Annotated in this window: 13 protein-coding genes and 1 pseudogene; 8 read left to right on the plus strand and 6 right to left on the minus strand. The window is 36.4% G+C overall.

Translation table 11 applies throughout. From position 1 onward, the window contains the following. Positions 1 to 192 precede the first annotated feature (192 nt). Positions 193 to 864 (minus strand): response regulator, encoded by a 672-nt coding sequence (locus FG27_RS03600; RefSeq protein ID WP_037315623.1) that lies wholly within the window; start codon positions 862 to 864, stop codon positions 193 to 195. Between the two features lie 21 nt (positions 865 to 885). After that, positions 886 to 2886, minus strand: coding sequence for a sensor histidine kinase (locus tag FG27_RS03605; RefSeq protein WP_156101192.1), 2001 nt, complete (start codon positions 2884 to 2886; stop codon positions 886 to 888). A 325-nt stretch (positions 2887 to 3211) separates the two neighbouring features. Here FG27_RS03605 and FG27_RS03610 point away from each other — a divergent pair, with 325 nt between their 5' ends. Then, on the plus strand, positions 3212 to 3853 hold the full coding sequence (locus FG27_RS03610) for a hypothetical protein (protein ID WP_156101193.1): 642 nt from the start codon (positions 3212 to 3214) through the stop codon (positions 3851 to 3853). A gap of 739 nt (positions 3854 to 4592) precedes the next feature. On the opposite strand, the gene ltrA (FG27_RS03615) is transcribed toward FG27_RS03610, so the two are convergent. Continuing rightward, positions 4593 to 5855: a group II intron reverse transcriptase/maturase gene (gene ltrA, locus FG27_RS03615; RefSeq protein WP_037315631.1), complete on the minus strand. Its 1263-nt coding sequence runs from the start codon at positions 5853 to 5855 to the stop codon at positions 4593 to 4595. 729 nt (positions 5856 to 6584) lie between these two features. Here ltrA (FG27_RS03615) and FG27_RS03620 point away from each other — a divergent pair. Both FG27_RS03620 and FG27_RS03625 read left to right on the plus strand, forming a co-directional pair. Further along, the gene (locus tag FG27_RS03620) at positions 6585 to 7088 is read left to right on the plus strand and encodes an RNA polymerase sigma factor (RefSeq protein WP_037315635.1); all 504 of its coding nucleotides are present in this window, start codon (positions 6585 to 6587) and stop codon (positions 7086 to 7088) included. Then, on the plus strand, positions 7085 to 7681 hold the full coding sequence (locus FG27_RS03625) for a hypothetical protein (RefSeq protein WP_037315638.1): 597 nt from the start codon (positions 7085 to 7087) through the stop codon (positions 7679 to 7681). Before FG27_RS03620 ends, FG27_RS03625 begins: the two co-directional genes overlap by 4 nt. Positions 7682 to 7921: 240 nt before the next feature. Here FG27_RS03625 and ltrA (FG27_RS03630) read toward each other — a convergent pair. Both ltrA (FG27_RS03630) and FG27_RS03635 read right to left on the minus strand, forming a co-directional pair. Further along, positions 7922 to 9121 (minus strand): annotated as a pseudogene (gene ltrA, locus FG27_RS03630) (group II intron reverse transcriptase/maturase); the annotation flags it as partial. 3 nt (positions 9122 to 9124) lie between these two features. After that, positions 9125 to 10257 (minus strand): IS3 family transposase gene (locus FG27_RS03635; protein WP_156101194.1). Its coding sequence is split into 2 segments (ribosomal slippage): positions 9125 to 9996 and positions 9996 to 10257, totalling 1134 coding nucleotides; the frame shifts between segments, so codons are not numbered across the junction. Between the two features lie 795 nt (positions 10258 to 11052). Between FG27_RS03635 and FG27_RS03645 the strand changes: the two genes are divergently transcribed. Next, positions 11053 to 11595: a hypothetical protein gene (locus FG27_RS03645; RefSeq protein ID WP_037315650.1), complete on the plus strand. Its 543-nt coding sequence runs from the start codon at positions 11053 to 11055 to the stop codon at positions 11593 to 11595. Positions 11596 to 11686: 91 nt separating this feature from the next. Here the strand turns inward: FG27_RS03645 and ltrA (FG27_RS03650) are convergent, their stop codons facing one another. Then, the gene (gene ltrA / locus FG27_RS03650) at positions 11687 to 12949 is read right to left on the minus strand and encodes a group II intron reverse transcriptase/maturase (protein ID WP_037314197.1); all 1263 of its coding nucleotides are present in this window, start codon (positions 12947 to 12949) and stop codon (positions 11687 to 11689) included. 694 nt (positions 12950 to 13643) lie between these two features. Between ltrA (FG27_RS03650) and FG27_RS03655 the strand changes: the two genes are divergently transcribed. From FG27_RS03655 to FG27_RS03685, 4 genes are all read left to right on the plus strand, one after another. Beyond that, positions 13644 to 13823: a hypothetical protein gene (locus FG27_RS03655; protein WP_156101195.1), complete on the plus strand. Its 180-nt coding sequence runs from the start codon at positions 13644 to 13646 to the stop codon at positions 13821 to 13823. Between the two features lie 157 nt (positions 13824 to 13980). Beyond that, positions 13981 to 14535, plus strand: a complete 555-nt coding sequence (locus tag FG27_RS03660) for a hypothetical protein (RefSeq protein ID WP_037315655.1) — start codon at positions 13981 to 13983, stop codon at positions 14533 to 14535. Between the two features lie 27 nt (positions 14536 to 14562). After that, positions 14563 to 15695, plus strand: a protein-coding gene (locus tag FG27_RS03670) for an IS3 family transposase (RefSeq protein ID WP_156101196.1) whose coding sequence is annotated in 2 segments (ribosomal slippage) — positions 14563 to 14824 and positions 14824 to 15695 — 1134 coding nt in all. Because the reading frame shifts where the segments join, the coding sequence is not laid out codon by codon here. A 1508-nt stretch (positions 15696 to 17203) separates the two neighbouring features. Continuing rightward, positions 17204 to 17572, plus strand: a complete 369-nt coding sequence (locus FG27_RS03685) for a hypothetical protein (protein WP_037315670.1) — start codon at positions 17204 to 17206, stop codon at positions 17570 to 17572. Positions 17573 to 17579: the final 7 nt, after the last annotated feature.

Below are 17579 nucleotides of genomic sequence, written 5' to 3' on the forward strand. Positions count from 1 at the left end.
TTTCAAAACCCTTTCGTAAAAACCGTATTTTACTTGTGGTTTTACCACGTTTAACATTGTGTTGTAAATTATTTATAAAATGTGTAAGACCTAATCATAATTTCTCGATTATAAAAAAAAGAAGGCTTTATGCGATTTTATAATTAAGCCTTCGGGGTTTGAAGTTTTTCCCCTTATTAATTATATACTGTTTCAAATATATCCACTCTCCCTGGCCTTTTCCAATAATGCTTTATTACCTTCTCCCCTAACTCCAAAGACTTCTTTAAGTTTTTTCTTTCTATCCTCTACCGCGCGTAAAGAGAGGTTCACATATTTGGGGAGATCTTTAGTCTTGGTTCCTAAAGAAAGCTGGTAAAGAATCACTCTATCAATTTCGTCTATTGAGGATTTTTGGGCTACTCCCGAACGAAGAAGATTTGAAATTTTAGAACCATAATAAGGAGGTGAGTATAAAACTTTCTCTAAACAATGAATTAATTCCTTGGAAGTTGTTTCGCCCTTTATTAAAAAACCATCTGGTTGAATATTTGACAAAATGTTGAAAATTCTGAAATGATCTTCTAAAACAGTAAGTATTATAATTTTGATTTCGGGAAACTCAGTTTTTATTCTAACCCCCAGGTCTTCCCCTGAATGGATTTTACTTTCTTCTAAAACAGGAAAATTAATATCCAGAAAAACTACAGAATAATTACCTGTTTTAATTTTTTCCCAGGCATATTCGCAATTATCTGCCATTTCAATATTAAAATTGAGAGCACTGAAAATTTTAGCTTTAGATATTACGTTTTTATATCCTTCCATAATCATATGGTGATCATCTATTAATAAAATATCTAAATCCTTTTCTGACTCCTGCATTTATATTTTCCTTTTCAATAATTAATTTAGTGGAACCGTCAATTTTATTGTAGTTCCCTTCCTATTTTTACCTAACGAATCTATAGAAATCTTTCCTTTTATTTTTTTCACCCGGGCGTACATATTAGGAAGCCCTATACCATTGTTTGTCTTCTCTGGATAAAACCCGATTCCATTATCTGTTATTGAAATAATCAATTGATCGTTGATTTTATCAAATTTAATCGAAGCTTCAGTGGCTTTAGCATGTTTATGGATATTACTAATAGCCTCCTGAAGTACGCGATATATATTAATTTTAATATTATTATCTATTGTATCCCAATTAATTGATTCCTTAAAGTCAATATGAAATTTTATCTTTCCGGCATTTTGACTTTTCACAAGTTCTTCAAGTACTGTTTCAAAATTCACATTGGTTAAAGAAGTTTTATTTAACCTATGTGAAAGCAAGCGAATTTGATCTGATATTTTTTGAATTTCCCTAATATATTTAAATCTTTCCTTTTTGCTTTGGCTATCATTTTCTTCGTTCAGAGAGTCTAGATTCAGCCTTATCCCAAAGAGTTTCCCTAAAATTCCATCGTGTAATTCCCTCGAAATGTATTGCTTCTCTGTATCACGGCCTTCTTCAAATTTTTTCTGCTGATCTATAACCAGATTATAAATCTCCTGTTTTGCCGTTTGCTTTTGTTTGATAAGCTTATTTTTCGCTCTTTGATTGCTAATAATGTATAATAGGATTATTATAAGGATTAGTCCCGCAGAAATCAAGCTAGTCTGTAATATACGGTCATTTAACCGCTTGGTTTCTGAAATATAACCCTCGGTTTCAAATCGTATTCGCGCAAATTTATTTCTAACCGCTCTCTCTCTTTTTTGGAGACTGTCATTAATCTGTATATACTCTTGAGAATAGTTTAAGGCACTGTCCTTTACGGTATTTAAAAGAAATTTTAATGAAGAAAGATAATCCCTGGTGTTTTGAGTGTTTAAAGCAAGTTCCTTAGTGGCTAAGGCATAATTAATGGCAGTCACAGAATCTCTTTTCTCCAAATAATATTTAGCCAGGTGCAATTGATTTATTGTGATTCCGGGCTTAATATTCAGATTTTTTCGTATTTCTAAAGCCTCTAGAAAGTCCTTGTGTATTCCTGTTGTATCTTTCGTCAATAATTTTACGTAAGCACTGTTATCTAAAATCATAGCATATAGCTCCGGATCTGATGTTTTAATATTTTCGTCAAATTCCATAGCCTTTTCAAAATAGAGTAACGCATCTTTATAACGTTTACTTTCTTGATAAACTACTCCCATATTATTCCAGACCGAGGAATATCGATTTACTTCTCCAGACTTGTCCAAATATTTTATCCCTTTATTAAAATACTCTAAGGCTTTATCATATTGTTCTAATTCCCCGAATATGATTCCTAGGTTGTTGTATGCAGCATATAATTGGCTATAATCATTCAGTGGTTTTAGCAAAGTAATGGCATTGGTGGTGGAAACCTCACTTCCTGTATAATCCTTTATATTCTTCTGAATTATAGCCATGTTCAATAGCAACCTTCCGGAATTATATTCATCTCCTAAATTTTCATATATTCTTTGAGCTCTATTATAATAATAGTAAGTGCTGTCTTCCCTATTATAATTGTGATAGAAATGTGCCAAATCCCAATATGTAGCAGCTATACCTACTGAATCCTCTACCTTAATCGAAAAATTCCTTGCTGCTTTATTAGAATGAAAAAAATTAAGTGAATCATTGATTTTTAAATATTGGTAAGATATTTCCAGTAAATTCTCATTTTTCAGGCTGTCGTTTTGTATCGTAAAGATACTGGCGTAAGCACTGTCTAAAAATTGCTTTTTTTGAGTTTTGTTTAAGGTAGTATCAGAAAATATTTCATCTAAGCTAGGTTTTGAATTTTTATGATCTACTTGATTATTATCCTTACAGGAAGCAAGTGATAGTAGCAAAACAAAAAGTAGTAAAAAGCTATATAGCGTTCGCAAATGGGAATAATTTAAGCTAAGTTCATTTAGTGCATTCTATATAAAGCTATCTGATCAATGATTTAAGGGTTAACTAATGCTAAACTACTATCAGATCGCCAAAACTCACGTAAAAGAATATAGAAGCTAAACTTAATAAAATTTTAATTATTCCTCCCGCAATTAAATTGTGGTTTTACCACGTAAATAATGTGGTAAAATTTAATAGCTAATAGATTTCTAAATTTAATTTCGTTAAAAATTTAAAACAGCACTAAAAAACTATTCAGACTTTACTTTAAGGGAAGCTTGAATAAATTTTATGACCACCCACGAAATTGGTATTATGAGAAAACAATACAGTCTGAAAAAAATTATCGCACTTTTCCTTTTTATCACAAGCGCATCCTTTGCTCAGGAAAGAACTTCCGAAAATCCAGTTAGTATTATTGGTGAATTTGGTATTAACAAGCACGGAACAGGAGATATGTCGGGATATTTATACGGTCTAAGAGTACATAAACCAATCTCAAAAAGATTCGAAATAATTGCTTCATTCGAGGCAAACTTAAATGACGGAGAAGACAGACCATTTATTTGGGAAGATCCTAATGGTAACACTTATGACAGTACTCTTCACGATGTACTTGCAGGTTTCCAATTAAATGCAGGTATAGGTTTTAATTTTGTTAATTCAGGCAGCAATAAGTTTGGAGTTAACCCTAGTGTTTTTACAAGGTATCAGGCAGACTCTTTTTTTAACGAAAAAACAATTGACTATCCTATTTTAACTGGTTTGCCATATCCTATTCGTTATCTAATAAGAAATGAACCTGGCAGAACATTCTCTGTAGGCGGAAGTATTAGATTATACTACCATTACAGAATTAATTCCAAATTCCTTGTCGGAATAAACCCCGGATTTCAAACAGACACAAACGGAGATACAATGCTTTTTACAAGCCTTTCATTTGGGGTGTTTTTGTAGTTTGAAGAGGAATTTTCCAGAAAATCACCTTGAAGTCTAGCGCTTTTCCAAAAGCGAAGCTCTTAACTATTGAAATAAAATTATAGCTAAATGAAGAAAAAAACATCTCAAAGTTTTTAATATAATTGCAATAATAGCATTAGTTATTTTGCTCTTAATTGCCTTTGATCATGGACTAGAACAAGCAATCTACGGTTGGAATAATCCGATGTAGTTTATGTAAAGATGAATAAGAATAATGGCATTGAATACTATTTTAATCCTCAAAAAGGAAATCCATTAAATCTGTAAAGAGATAAAAGAAATAAATGTACTGGTGCATTTATTACTACGTTGTGAGTCATCGATGGGCAAGTTTTAAAACTTGAAAATTATACTTTTTATTGGTTGTTTTTGGCAAAATCGGAGTTTTGGGAATAATCGGACAACAAATCTGCGCGTAATATTCTCTAAAAAGTGAAGTTTTGGCATTTTTGCGCCGGACTTTAAAAGCAAATGGAAATTTATGTTTATCAGCGAATTTGGCAGTTTCGGGAAGAAAAAAAGCTACGTGTTATTGAACTCACTCAAACGCAATCACAACGCAATTGGCGCTTTTTTTAGCGAATTTGGAAGTTTTGGCTTACGGAAATCAAAGACGCCTCACAATCGAGTAGACGGCTCCGCCGTTAATTGACGGAGTGCGCCTCTCACACCACCATACGTACGGGTCTCGTATACGGCGGTTCGATAATGAAACTTATCGATTATAGTATTCGATTAAACCAACATAACCTTTCATTTTTAAGCGTTTTATGGTAATAGTGGTACGCAAGATAGGACTCTGGGCTACAGCCCAGCCGCCCATTCGGGTGCGACTCCAGGCATAGGCTTGATCTGGATTAATACCCAATCGAATAAGGTTTTTCCGTTTTCGTTCGGGCTTTTTCCAGTGATGCCAGATGCAATACCGTAAACGATTCCTTAGCCATTCTTCCAGCTTCTTAAGCTTTCCCTGAATGGATGCCGGTTTAAAGTAATTGATCCAGCCCCTTAACAATAAGTTGATGCTGTGGATACGTTCTTCAAAGCTTGCAGGAATTGTCTTTTTGGTAATATATTTAAGTTTTGACTTAAATATTTCCCATTTTGACGCTTCTGCCACAAGCTGGTATTTGGCCTTTTCTCCTTTCTTGTAGGTTGGTACAAAACCAAATCCCAATACCTTAAAGGTTAAAGGTTTACGTATGCCACTTTTCTCCCTATTGATTGGAAGCCGGAGTTTGTCCCGGAGAAATTTGTAGATACTATTACCTACGCGTTTCGCAGCGGGTTTACTTCGAACGTAAATACTAAAATCATCGGCATATCTTACATAGCGGTGTCCTCGCTTTTCCAGTTCTTTATCCAGCTCATTGAGCAGAATATTGGAGAGCAAAGGACTTAAGGGAGAACCTTGCGGGACTCCTTTCCTGCGTTTATGCAACTTGCCGTTAATTTGTATCGGAGCTCTTAAAAATGACCGCAATAACTTTAAAGTAGCCCGGCATTTTACCTTTTTGAATATCAAGTCTAACAGTACATCGTGGGCCACTTCATCAAAGAAGCTCTTTAAATCAATATCGACGATGTTTTGGTAGCCAGAATTGATATTTTCAAGGCTCTGTGCAACGGCTTGATGGGCATTGCGGTTTGGTCTGAATCCATAACTATAATTTTGAAAGGCTGGCTCAAATACTGGTTGCAAAACCTGATGTAATGCTTGCTGAAATACCCTGTCGACAACCGTGGGAATACCGAGTAAACGTTTCTTCCCGTTGCTTTTTGGTATTTCAACTCCCAGTATTGGAGCCACCTGATATTCCCCTCGTTCTATCTGCCGGGCGTATTGTTTACCGTGAGCTTTTAGAATAGATTGGAGTCCTGTTATTTGGACGTTATCTATACCTGCTGCTCCTTTGTTGCGATACACCTGACGGAAGGCTTGGTTTAGGTTCTTTTTACTTGTTAATTCTTTAATCATTAATACTAAAACAAATTTGTTGTCTCGCTTGATCGAAGGCTATTATTCTACCGGAAGGCTATCCGTAACATAAAATAACTCCAAGGTTCATTAAAGACCATTATCGTTCAGTCCTTCACCGGCTTATCAGGTGACCGGCTACTATGACTTCGGCTGACTTCTCCATCAAGCCATCCCGTGGCTATGGAGATCTCCCCAGGTAAGAACATCTTCTTTCCCCTGATTCCTGCCGGATCTACTACTTCGGTATTCATTTCGAAAGAAATGTTTAGGACATCACAATGATGTGCTTGCTCATCCAACCTTGTAGCCTCATATCCGGTTCCTGTTCGTCAGCACCAGGGTTTGTAGTCCCGCTTCCTTCAGTCCCAACTTCGCAGTTGGCAACCTTGCGGCTTACTAATGGTTCAAGGCGTCACCCCTGCCCATAAGGGACTTGCACCCTTTAGATTAATCTTTTACCTTTCGGTAAAAGAAAAGATGCCCATGCTGGGCACACACAAAATATAAAAACAATGCTTATTTTGGTCTAAAATCGAAATTCCGTGTTTGCTTGCAACGCCTGATCGTCCTGCGGACAATCAGCCTCGCCAGCTGCACAGTTTTTATACGAGACGTTGCCATTAATACTGAGCCTGAACCATCCTAAAAAAATTCTCACCTTTTTAACCAAGGAGTGTCATATTGATCAAAATTTGGTAACTAAAGTAGTAAAGGGGAGTATTAAAAATGGAAAAACAGAAAACCACATTTCTTTCTGCATTAAAAGAAAATCAGGATAAGTTATATAGAATTTGCTCTATTTATTCAGATAGTAGTGAGGACTCTAAAGACCTATTTCAGGAAGTTTTAGTTCACATTTGGAAGTCAATGAGTTCATTTAAAGGTAATTCAGCTATTGACACTTGGGTTTTTAGGATTGCGTTAAATGTTTGTCTTCGTTTTAAATCTAAACACACAAAGAACAAAAATCGATTTATAAGATTAGATAGTATGACTATTTCTTATGTAGGTTCTGAAGTAGCTAATGAAAAGGATAGTGAAAAACTAATAGCTTTAAGAAAGTGTGTGAAAAAATTGAATGAAGGAGACAAAGCGATAGTTGCTCTCTACTTGGAAGGGTTAGCATACCGCGAAATTTCAGATATAGTGGGATTATCTGAAAATCACATAGCTGTTAAAATCAAGCGGATAAAATCAAAGTTGTTTAACTGTATAAATAAAATATTATGATTGAAGATGAATTAATTAAAATCTGGCAATCGTCCAGTAATCAGGAGCGTATAAAATTTGAGAAATCTAAATTAATTATAGAATTACAATCAAGTTTGAGCCGTTTACATAGATGGTGGAAGTATCTAGAACTTTCAGAAACGGTTTTAGCTGTATTTGGGGTTTTATTATCTATCCTTTTATTATTCAAGATTCCTTTCATTTTAACAAAAATGGCATTAGCACTAATGATAGTTTGTGCAGTTTATTTAATAATCAAGTATCAAGGTCTTAAAAAGTTTAAGCCAAGTGATTTAGAAGAAAATTATCTAAATTATCTCAAAAAAAACAGGGAGTATCTAGAAGTACAAAAGAACTTCCTTAAAAAATATGTTTATTGGGGAATTTTGCCAGTTTTCCCAATTATGTTACTATTTAATATAAGTATTTGGGGAAAGGTACCAGAAAACTTTATAATTGGATTAATCCTTATAAATTTGGCTACAATCGGAATAGGAGTTTATGGTTATTTCTTAAATAAAGAAAGAGTAAAAAAAGAGATAACCCCAAGAATATCTAGAGTTAATAATTTAATAAATAAATTAGAACAATAGCATATGATATCCAAATATAGACCCTCAAAAGTTTCAACAAAATTTTTAGAACAATTGTCAAAAATTTTGCGGTTTTCACCTTCAAAAACAAGAAGAGAAACAATCAAACAAAAAAGAATCAAAATGAGAATAAAAAGTACTAATGGCAATCGAGTGGATGGCTCCGTCATCAAATGACGGAGTGCACCCCTCACACCACCGTACGTGCGGGTCTCGCATACGGCGGTTCAACAATGAAACTCATCTATTGTAGTATTCGATTAGACTAACATAACCTTTCATTTTTAAGCGTTTTACGGTGATGGTGGTACGCAGAATGGGACTTTGAGCCACTGCCCAGCCGCCCATTCGGGTACGACTCCAGGCATAAGCCTGGTCTGGATTAATTCCCAACCGAATAAGGTTTTTCCGTTTTCGTTCGGGCTTTTTCCAGTGATGCCAAATGCAATATCGTAAACGATTCCTTAACCATTCTTCCAGCTTTTTAAGCTTTCCTAGAATGGATGCCGGTTTGAAGTAGTTTATCCAGCCCCTTAGCAATAAATTGATTCTGTGGATACGTTCTTCAAAGCTTGCAGGAGTGGTCTTTTTGGTAATATATTTAAGTTTAGCCTTAAATGTATCCCATTTTGACGCTTCTGCCACAAGTTGATACTTTGCCTTTTCTCCTTTCTTGTAGGTTGGCACAAAACCAAATCCCAGTACCTGAAAGGTTAAAGGCTTACGTATTCCGCTTTTCTTCCTATTGATTGGAAGCTGGAGTTTATCCCGCAGAAATTTGTAGATACTATTACCTACGCGTTTCGCAGCGGGTTTACTTCGAACGTAAATACTAAAATCATCGGCATATCTCACGTAGCGATGTCCACGCCTTTCCAGTTCTTTATCCAGCTCATTGAGCAGAATATTGGAGAGCAAAGGACTTAAGGGAGAACCTTGTGGGACTCCTTTCCTGCGTTTATGCAACTTGCCGTTAATTTGTATCGGAGCTCTCAAAAATGACCGCAATAACTTTAAAGTAGCCCGGCATTTTACCTTTTTGAATATCAAGTCTAACAGGACATCGTGGGCCACTTCATCAAAGAAGCTCTTTAAATCAATATCGACGATGTTTTGGTAGCCAGAATTGATATTTTCAAGGCTCTGTGCAACGGCCTGATGGGCATTGCGGTTTGGTCTGAACCCATAACTGTACTTTTGGAAGTCTGGCTCAAATACTGGTTGCAAAACCTGATGTAATGCTTGCTGAAATACCCTGTCGACAACCGTGGGAATACCGAGTAAACGTTTCTTCCCGTTGCTTTTTGGTATTTCAACCCCCAGTACTGAAGACACCTGATATTCCCCTCGTTCTATCTGCCGGGCGTATTGTTTACCGTGAGCTTTTAGAATAGATTGGAGTCCTGTTATTTGAACGTTATCTATACCTGCTGTAAGCTTCCCCTAATTAGAACTGCTTAATTGTCCGAAAATATCATTTTTCATTCTCCTGGCGGTACCGCCAGGAGAATGACTTTTCGCGTATACTACGGGCGCCATTTTTCCCAATGCATTATGTGGTCTTACGTTGTTGTAATCTTCCATCCAGGTCTCGGTTTGTTCCCTTACCTGATTGAGATTTTCAAATAGGTACTTATTGAGAACGCCCCTTCGATATGTTCCATTGAACCGTTCTATAAAAGCATTCTGAGTTGGTTTCCCGGGTTGAATATACTGAAAATCGATTTCTTGCATCTGGCTCCATTCTGAAGCGATCTTAGCAACAAATTCAGGTCCATTATCCATTCTTATTTTTTGGGGTTTTCCTCTGCGATTAATTAAATGGTTTAGTACCCAGACCACACGTTTGCTGGGCAGTGAAAAATCAATTTCTATATGCAATGCTTCCCGGTTGTAATCATCGATTACGGTTAAACCACGGAAGCGCCTTTTATTTTCCAGAACATCGGTTACAAAATCAATACTCCAGCTACGATTAAGAGCTATGGGAGCCTCCAGGGGTTCTTTAACTCTGGCAGGTAACCGCTTTTTTACCTTTCGTCTCAAACTTAGGCCAAGCTTTTTATAGACCCGGTATACCCGTTTATGGTTCCAGGGCTTGCCTTCATTTCTTAGACGATCGTAAGCCATCCAAAAGCCTTCTTCGCTATGTTCTTTAGCTTTTTGTTGTAAGGCCGCTTCGATAGCAGTATCGTCCTTTGGAATTGGCCTGTAATAAAAAACGCTTTTGCTCATATTTAAAACACGGCACGCCCTGCTAATACCGTAATGAACAAGTTCTTTAGCAATAGTTCTTTTACGGCAGGGCTTTAAAGCTTTTTTTCAATGATTTCTTTGGCCATTTGATGATCTAGGGATAGATTGGCATACATCTGCTTCAGTCTTTGGTTTTCTTCCTCAAGGTCCTTCAGGCGCTTAAGCTCTTTACCATTCATCCCGCCATAGCGTTCCCGCCACTTGTAGAACGCAGCTGTACTAATACCATATTCACGGCTTATCTCTACGGCCGTTTTTCCGTTATCAAACTCCTTTAAAATCTTTGCGATTTGCTGTGGTGAATATCTACTCTTCTTCATAATTACTGTTTAAAGTTATAAAATATATTATACTTTTAAACAGTTCGGTTTTAAGGGAAGCTTACACTGCTGCCCCTTTGTTTCGGTACACCTGACGGAAGGCTTGGTTTAGGTTCTTTTTACTTGTTAATTCTTTAATCATTAATACTAAAACAAATTTGTTGTCTCGCTTGATCGAAGGCTATTATTTTACCGGAAGGCTATCCCGTAACATAAAATAACTCCAAGGTTCATTAAAGACCATTATCGTTCAGTCCTTCACCGGCTTATCAGGTGGCCGGCTACTATGACTTCGGCTGACTTCTCCATCAAGCCATTCCGTGGCTATGGAGATCTCCCCAGGTAAGAACATCTTCTTTCCCCTGATTCCTGCCGGATCTACTATTTCGGTATTCATTTCGAAAGAAATGTTTAGGACATCACAATGATGTGCTTGCTCATCCAACCTTGTAGCCTCATATCCGGTTCCTGTTCGTCAGTACCAGGGTTTGTAGTCCCGCTTCCTTCAGTCCCAACTTCGCAGTTGGCAACCTTGCGGCTTACTAATGGTTCAAGGCGTCACCCCCGCCCATAAGGGACTTGCACCCTTTAGATTAATCTTTTACCTTTCGGTGAAAGAAAAGATGCCCATGCTGGGCACACACAAAATATAAAAACAATGCTTAATTTAGTCTTGAACCGAAATTAACTGCTCGCTTGCATAGCAGATTGTCCTGCGGACAATCATGCTCGCCAGCTCGCACAGTTTTTATACGAGACGTTACCCAACATACCGACCGACTTAAACCTTATAAAATGATAAACAAAATTTTAAAATACGGAACTACAATTGGAATCGCTATTTGTATTATTGGTTTTATAATTTCAGAATCATTTTCGCTATCCGATGAATTCAATGGAATAATTGAAACAATTTACAAGTTAACCCTCACAATAAGTGTATTGTTCCTTTTGACGGTTAGCAAGTTCATTAATGAAAAGTTTGACCTAATACTTAAAGTCGTTGGAATTGTATTCCTGATTTCCCTAGTAATAAACTTGTTGATAGAATTTAATGTCTACCATTTCCAGATAAATATTGTAGAAATAATTCCATTAATTTTGATTAGCGGCTTATATCTTATGTATTTCAAGTATTTTTTAAAAAAGAACGAGAAAAATAAGATAGACTATTTGAAAATAACCTTTCTGACTGTATTTCTAATTAATGGATTTTTAAGTTTATACGATTTATATTCTTCGGTGTTCAAAACTTTAAATCAAGTTTTATTCTGGACAGTAATAATTGGATTTTTAGTAGAGGAACATACAAAATCCAAAACTAAGTACGTTGGGTAATCGAGTAGACGGCTCCGCCGTTAATTGACGGAGTGCGCCTCTCACACCACCATACGTACGGGTCTCGTATACGGCGGTTCGATAATGAAACTTATCGATTATAGTATTCGATTAAACCAACATAACCTTTCATTTTTAAGCGTTTTATGGTAATAGTGGTACGCAAGATAGGACTCTGGGCTACAGCCCAGCCGCCCATTCGGGTGCGACTCCAGGCATAGGCTTGATCTGGATTAATACCCAATCGAATAAGGTTTTTCCGTTTTCGTTCGGGCTTTTTCCAGTGATGCCAGATGCAATACCGTAAACGATTCCTTAGCCATTCTTCCAGCTTCTTAAGCTTTCCCTGAATGGATGCCGGTTTAAAGTAATTGATCCAGCCCCTTAACAATAAGTTGATGCTGTGGATACGTTCTTCAAAGCTTGCAGGAATTGTCTTTTTGGTAATATATTTAAGTTTTGACTTAAATATTTCCCATTTTGACGCTTCTGCCACAAGCTGGTATTTGGCCTTTTCTCCTTTCTTGTAGGTTGGTACAAAACCAAATCCCAATACCTTAAAGGTTAAAGGTTTACGTATGCCACTTTTCTCCCTATTGATTGGAAGCCGGAGTTTGTCCCGGAGAAATTTGTAGATACTATTACCTACGCGTTTCGCAGCGGGTTTACTTCGAACGTAAATACTAAAATCATCGGCATATCTTACATAGCGGTGTCCTCGCTTTTCCAGTTCTTTATCCAGCTCATTGAGCAGAATATTGGAGAGCAAAGGACTTAAGGGAGAACCTTGCGGGACTCCTTTCCTGCGTTTATGCAACTTGTCGTTAATTTGTATCGGAGCTCTTAAAAATGACCGCAATAACTTTAAAGTAGCCCGGCATTTTACCTTTTTGAATATCAAGTCTAACAGTACATCGTGGGCCACTTCATCAAAGAAGCTCTTTAAATCAATATCGACGATGTTTTGGTAGCCAGAATTGATATTTTCAAGGCTCTGTGCAACGGCTTGATGGGCATTGCGGTTTGGTCTGAATCCATAACTATAATTTTGAAAGGCTGGCTCAAATACTGGTTGCAAAACCTGATGTAATGCTTGCTGAAATACCCTGTCGACAACCGTGGGAATACCGAGTAAACGTTTCTTCCCGTTGCTTTTTGGTATTTCAACTCCCAGTATTGGAGCCACCTGATATTCCCCTCGTTCTATCTGCCGGGCGTATTGTTTACCGTGAGCTTTTAGAATAGATTGGAGTCCTGTTATTTGGACGTTATCTATACCTGCTGCTCCTTTGTTGCGATACACCTGACGGAAGGCTTGGTTTAGGTTCTTTTTACTTGTTAATTCTTTAATCATTAATACTAAAACAAATTTGTTGTCTCGCTTGATCGAAGGCTATTATTCTACCGGAAGGCTATCCGTAACATAAAATAACTCCAAGGTTCATTAAAGACCATTATCGTTCAGTCCTTCACCGGCTTATCAGGTGACCGGCTACTATGACTTCGGCTGACTTCTCCATCAAGCCATCCCGTGGCTATGGAGATCTCCCCAGGTAAGAACATCTTCTTTCCCCTGATTCCTGCCGGATCTACTACTTCGGTATTCATTTCGAAAGAAATGTTTAGGACATCACAATGATGTGCTTGCTCATCCAACCTTGTAGCCTCATATCCGGTTCCTGTTCGTCAGCACCAGGGTTTGTAGTCCCGCTTCCTTCAGTCCCAACTTCGCAGTTGGCAACCTTGCGGCTTACTAATGGTTCAAGGCGTCACCCCTGCCCATAAGGGACTTGCACCCTTTAGATTAATCTTTTACCTTTCGGTAAAAGAAAAGATGCCCATGCTGGGCACACACAAGATATAAAAACAATGCTTAAATCAGTCTCAAATCGAAACTTCCTTCTCGCTTGCGGATTGTCCTGCCGACAATCACGGTCGTGCCAGCTCCTTTAGACTTGTATTTATACGGGACGTTGTAATAAATAGCTCAAGAAATAATTAGAAAAATATATTACTAATAAAAACCACGAAATATGAATCTAAGCAATATGGAAAAAATAGGAATTGGATCTACAGTAGTTGCTGTTATTTGTTTAATATGTGAGGTTATGGAAATCGAAACTCTAAGTTACATAACGAGATTTGGCAGCTATTTTGCTGCTATTGGAGCATCTATGTGGTTTTTTGGATATTCTAAAAAACAAAAAACAGAGAAAACTAAAAATTAAATATCACATACTCATCTGGACCTTAATCAGACCGACTTTACTCTAAAACAAATATTGTGTAGATGGACTTTTGAACAAGTTTGGGCAGATGGATTTCACTGGCAGCTTCGGTTTAGGAATCCGTTGAAATCGCTTTTTGTGAATTTCTCTTATTCCTTTGGTAGAACAAAACGCAATTTATTACAGCAATCAAATTGGCCAAAACGCAGCTACGATTTTTGAAGCTGTAAAAGAGGAAAATTATGCTAATTCCCACCGGCTGAATGTAAAGGGCAGTAAATATTTTAGTAAACTAAATACCACGCTTAGTTTGGGAAGCATTTACGCGATTTCCAACCGGGAACAATTGCTAAACGGGAACCTGGCTGATGTGGAAAACGAAAATTTAGGCTTTAATGTCGATTTAGAATCAGAAGTGACCGACTGGTTGAGCGCCAGTTATACCGGGAATTTCAGTTTTTTGCAAACGCGTTTTGAAGTAAGAAATTTTGATGAAATAAGAACGCAGCAACACGAGTTAGACTTGTATTTTTATGTTGCAGAGAATCAGTATTTCAGTGAAATAATTAAATTAGAAGATCTTGCTGGCAAAATGAGTAGGCAAACGCTGTTTTCAACATCAGATAAACCAATTTCTCGTAACAATTATAAAATAAATCTTGAGAATATGCGTTGTAAGCTTCCCTTAAAAACGAACTGTTTAAAAGTATAATATATTTTATAACTTTAAACAGTAATTATGAAAAAGAGTAGATATTCACCACAGCAAATCGCAAAGATTTTAAAGGAATTTGATAACGGAAAAACGGCCGCAGAGATCAGCCGTGAATACGGTATTAGTACAGCTGCATTCTACAAATGGCGGGAACGCTATGGCGGGATGAATGGCAAAGAGCTTAAGCGCCTGAAGGACCTTGAGGAGGAAAATCGAAGGCTGAAGCAGATGTATACCGATCTATCCCTAGATCATCAAATGGCCAAAGAAATCATTGAAAAAAAGCTTTAAAGCCCTGCCGTAAAAGAACCATTGCCAAAGAACTTACACGTTACGGTATTAGCAGGGCGTGCCGTGTTTTAAATATGAGCAAAAGCGTTTTTTATTACAGGCCAATTCCAAAGGACGATACTGCTATCGAAGCGGCCTTACAACAAAAAGCTAAAGAACATAGCGAAGAAGGCTTCTGGATGGCTTACGATCGTCTAAGGAGTGAAGGCAAGCCCTGGAACCATAAACGGGTGTACCGGGTCTATAAAAAGCTTGGTTTAAGTTTGAGACGAAAAGTGAAAAAGCGTTTACCTGCCAGGGTCAAAGAACCCCTGGAGGCTCCTATGGCACCTAATCGAAGCTGGAGTATTGATTTTGTGACCGATGTTCTAGAAAATAAAAGGCGCTTCCGTGGCTTAACCGTAATCGATGATTACAACCAAGAAGCATTGCATATAGAAATTGATTTTTCACTACCCAGTAAACGTGTCGTCTGGGTAGTGAACCATTTGATTAATCGCAGAGGAAAACCTCAAAAAATAAGAATGGATAATGGTCCTGAATTTGTTGCCAAAATAGCTTCCGAATGGAGCCAGATGCAAGAGATCGACTTTCAGTATATTCAACCCGGAAAACCAACTCAGAATGCTTTTATAGAACGGTTTAATGGAACATATCGAAGGGGCGTTCTCAATAAGTACCTCTTTGAAAATCTCAATCAGGTAAGGGAACAAACCGAGACCTGGATGGAAGATTACAACAACGTAAGACCACATAATGCATTGGGAAAAATGGCGCCCGTAGCATACGCGAAAAGTCATTCTCCTGGCGGTACCGCCAGGAGAATGAAAAATGATATTTTTGGACAATCAAGCAGTTCTAATTAGGGGAAGCTTACAGAATGGGCAGAATTGAATTACATAGCTGATATTGAACCGTTAGACCAAAATCTTGAAAATTAACCCTTATGAAAACAAAAATTAACAGGTTAATTATTCTAGTAACCTTATTTATCTCATTTAGTTGTAGTACTGACGACTAAATAAAAGAAGTTGATTTACTTAACGGTTCCTGGAACTTGAGTGCGTTATACGGACAAATACCAGGAAGTGAGGAATTCTCTCCCGGAGAAGTAGTATGGACCTTCAGTGAAGAAAGAAACGAGTTAGTTGTTGATAATAATATAGAACAACGGCTATCAAGAAGCTTGGATAGTGGAACGTACAGTTATGAAGTTTTAGACAACGGAGAATCTCAGATCCTGTATGTTCAAGAGGAAAAAATTGGAAGTATCAAACTACAAAGTAACCTACTACAGATTGATACTGGACAAACATCAGATGGAGTGCTTATCGAATTTCAAAGGTAAAAAGCCTCTCCTGTAAGATTCTTACTCGCTGTGAAGAACCCTGGCTCACACAATAAAATTTTTCAAAATTTTAAGTCCGCATTTCACAATAAAGATATTCTATCCTATTTTTATTCTATCTTTTATCCTGTTGACATTTACTTTTCTCACAAATTATTCAATAAATACCAAGAGTATCAAGAGTTATATATATGAGACTCTATTTTATATGCTATTTGCTGTTTTCTTTTTAGTATTTTACGAGTTTGGACATTCAACAGACTGCTAACTTTGGAGTTGAAAGTGGAAGTATTGGCTTCGGTTTTTATCTTTTACGCCAGTTTGTTTATGGACGTCTCAAAAATCTGCAAACTGAGTATTTATAATAGAATAAATATAAACTTGGAGGGATTTATTTCCATATAATAATAGCAGCTTCTCTGATTTTATTATATTTCATATTTTCTATCGAGCAATTTTTGTTATTGGGATGTTTCTTAACTTTAAGTTCTTTTATAAACTTGAATCCCATTTTAAGGTATGATGGTTATTGGATTTTATCAGATGCAATAGGAATTCCAAACTTAAAAAAAAATCAGATAATGTTTTACTGGATACGTACAAGAATGTCATATCTAAAAAATTGAGACCTTTTATCGCTGAAGGATTATTTTCTATTAACATACGGGTTAGTTAGTAATTTGGCAATTTTGGCCGTTTTATTTTATTTCTTAATTGAAGAATCTTATAGTATAATAGAATTTCCTTCAAATTTTATTATTTATTCCCAAAATATTTTCCATGGAAATATTGCTTTTACAGTTCAGAGTCTGAATCAATTTTTCATACCAATTATTTTTTACATAATTGTCTTAAAAATTATATTTCATAAAATCAAAGGCTTTATTTAAAAATGCAGACAATTATTGATTTTATCTAAGCTGGCTAATTTTTCTATTTTAAAAAGTTTAAAAGGAATATAATGGTGGCGTATTGGTTAACTCCTAAAAGTATAAATTTTACTATATTTAATATATAAATTATTCTATGAAACCCTTACTTATATTTGCACTGGCTTTTTTAGGTATAGTACATCAGTCATTCTCCCAATCAGATTCGATTGTGAGTGGCAAAAATGATTCAAATATTCTTCCCAGTTTAAGATATATAGTCTATTTAGAAAATCCTAACGATCAAAATTTCAACAAACCGATAGATCTGGAATTATTCAATCTGTTTAACTACTCACTAAAAAGTATCAAGGATGGTAATTTTACCATTTCAAATTTTAATTTAAAAAAGAAAAATCTCTTTGATTATCAAGATTTTAAAAATAAACCAGCCGACAGATTAAAGGAATTAATGCCTAATTATGACTTAATGAGCGCTCCTCTTCCTTCACAACCATTATTTTAATTAATTG

It is taken from the genome of Salegentibacter sp. Hel_I_6 (genome assembly GCF_000745315.1).
In the GTDB taxonomy this organism is placed as follows: Bacteria; Bacteroidota; Bacteroidia; order Flavobacteriales; family Flavobacteriaceae; genus Salegentibacter.

Bases quoted from the DNA above. Each gene is read 5' to 3' on its own strand.
- FG27_RS03600 (WP_037315623.1), bottom strand. From the start codon at position 864: ATGCAGGAGTCAGAAAAGGATTTAGATATTTTATTAATAGATGATCAC.
- FG27_RS03610 (WP_156101193.1), top strand. From the start codon at position 3,212: ATGAGAAAACAATACAGTCTGAAAAAAATTATCGCACTTTTCCTTTTT.
- ltrA (WP_037315631.1), bottom strand. From the start codon at position 5,855: ATGATTAAAGAATTAACAAGTAAAAAGAACCTAAACCAAGCCTTCCGT.
- FG27_RS03620 (WP_037315635.1), top strand. From the start codon at position 6,585: ATGGAAAAACAGAAAACCACATTTCTTTCTGCATTAAAAGAAAATCAG.
- FG27_RS03625 (WP_037315638.1), top strand. From the start codon at position 7,085: ATGATTGAAGATGAATTAATTAAAATCTGGCAATCGTCCAGTAATCAG.
- FG27_RS03645 (WP_037315650.1), top strand. From the start codon at position 11,053: ATGATAAACAAAATTTTAAAATACGGAACTACAATTGGAATCGCTATT.
- ltrA (WP_037314197.1), bottom strand. From the start codon at position 12,949: ATGATTAAAGAATTAACAAGTAAAAAGAACCTAAACCAAGCCTTCCGT.
- FG27_RS03655 (WP_156101195.1), top strand. From the start codon at position 13,644: ATGGAAAAAATAGGAATTGGATCTACAGTAGTTGCTGTTATTTGTTTA.
- FG27_RS03685 (WP_037315670.1), top strand. From the start codon at position 17,204: ATGAAACCCTTACTTATATTTGCACTGGCTTTTTTAGGTATAGTACAT.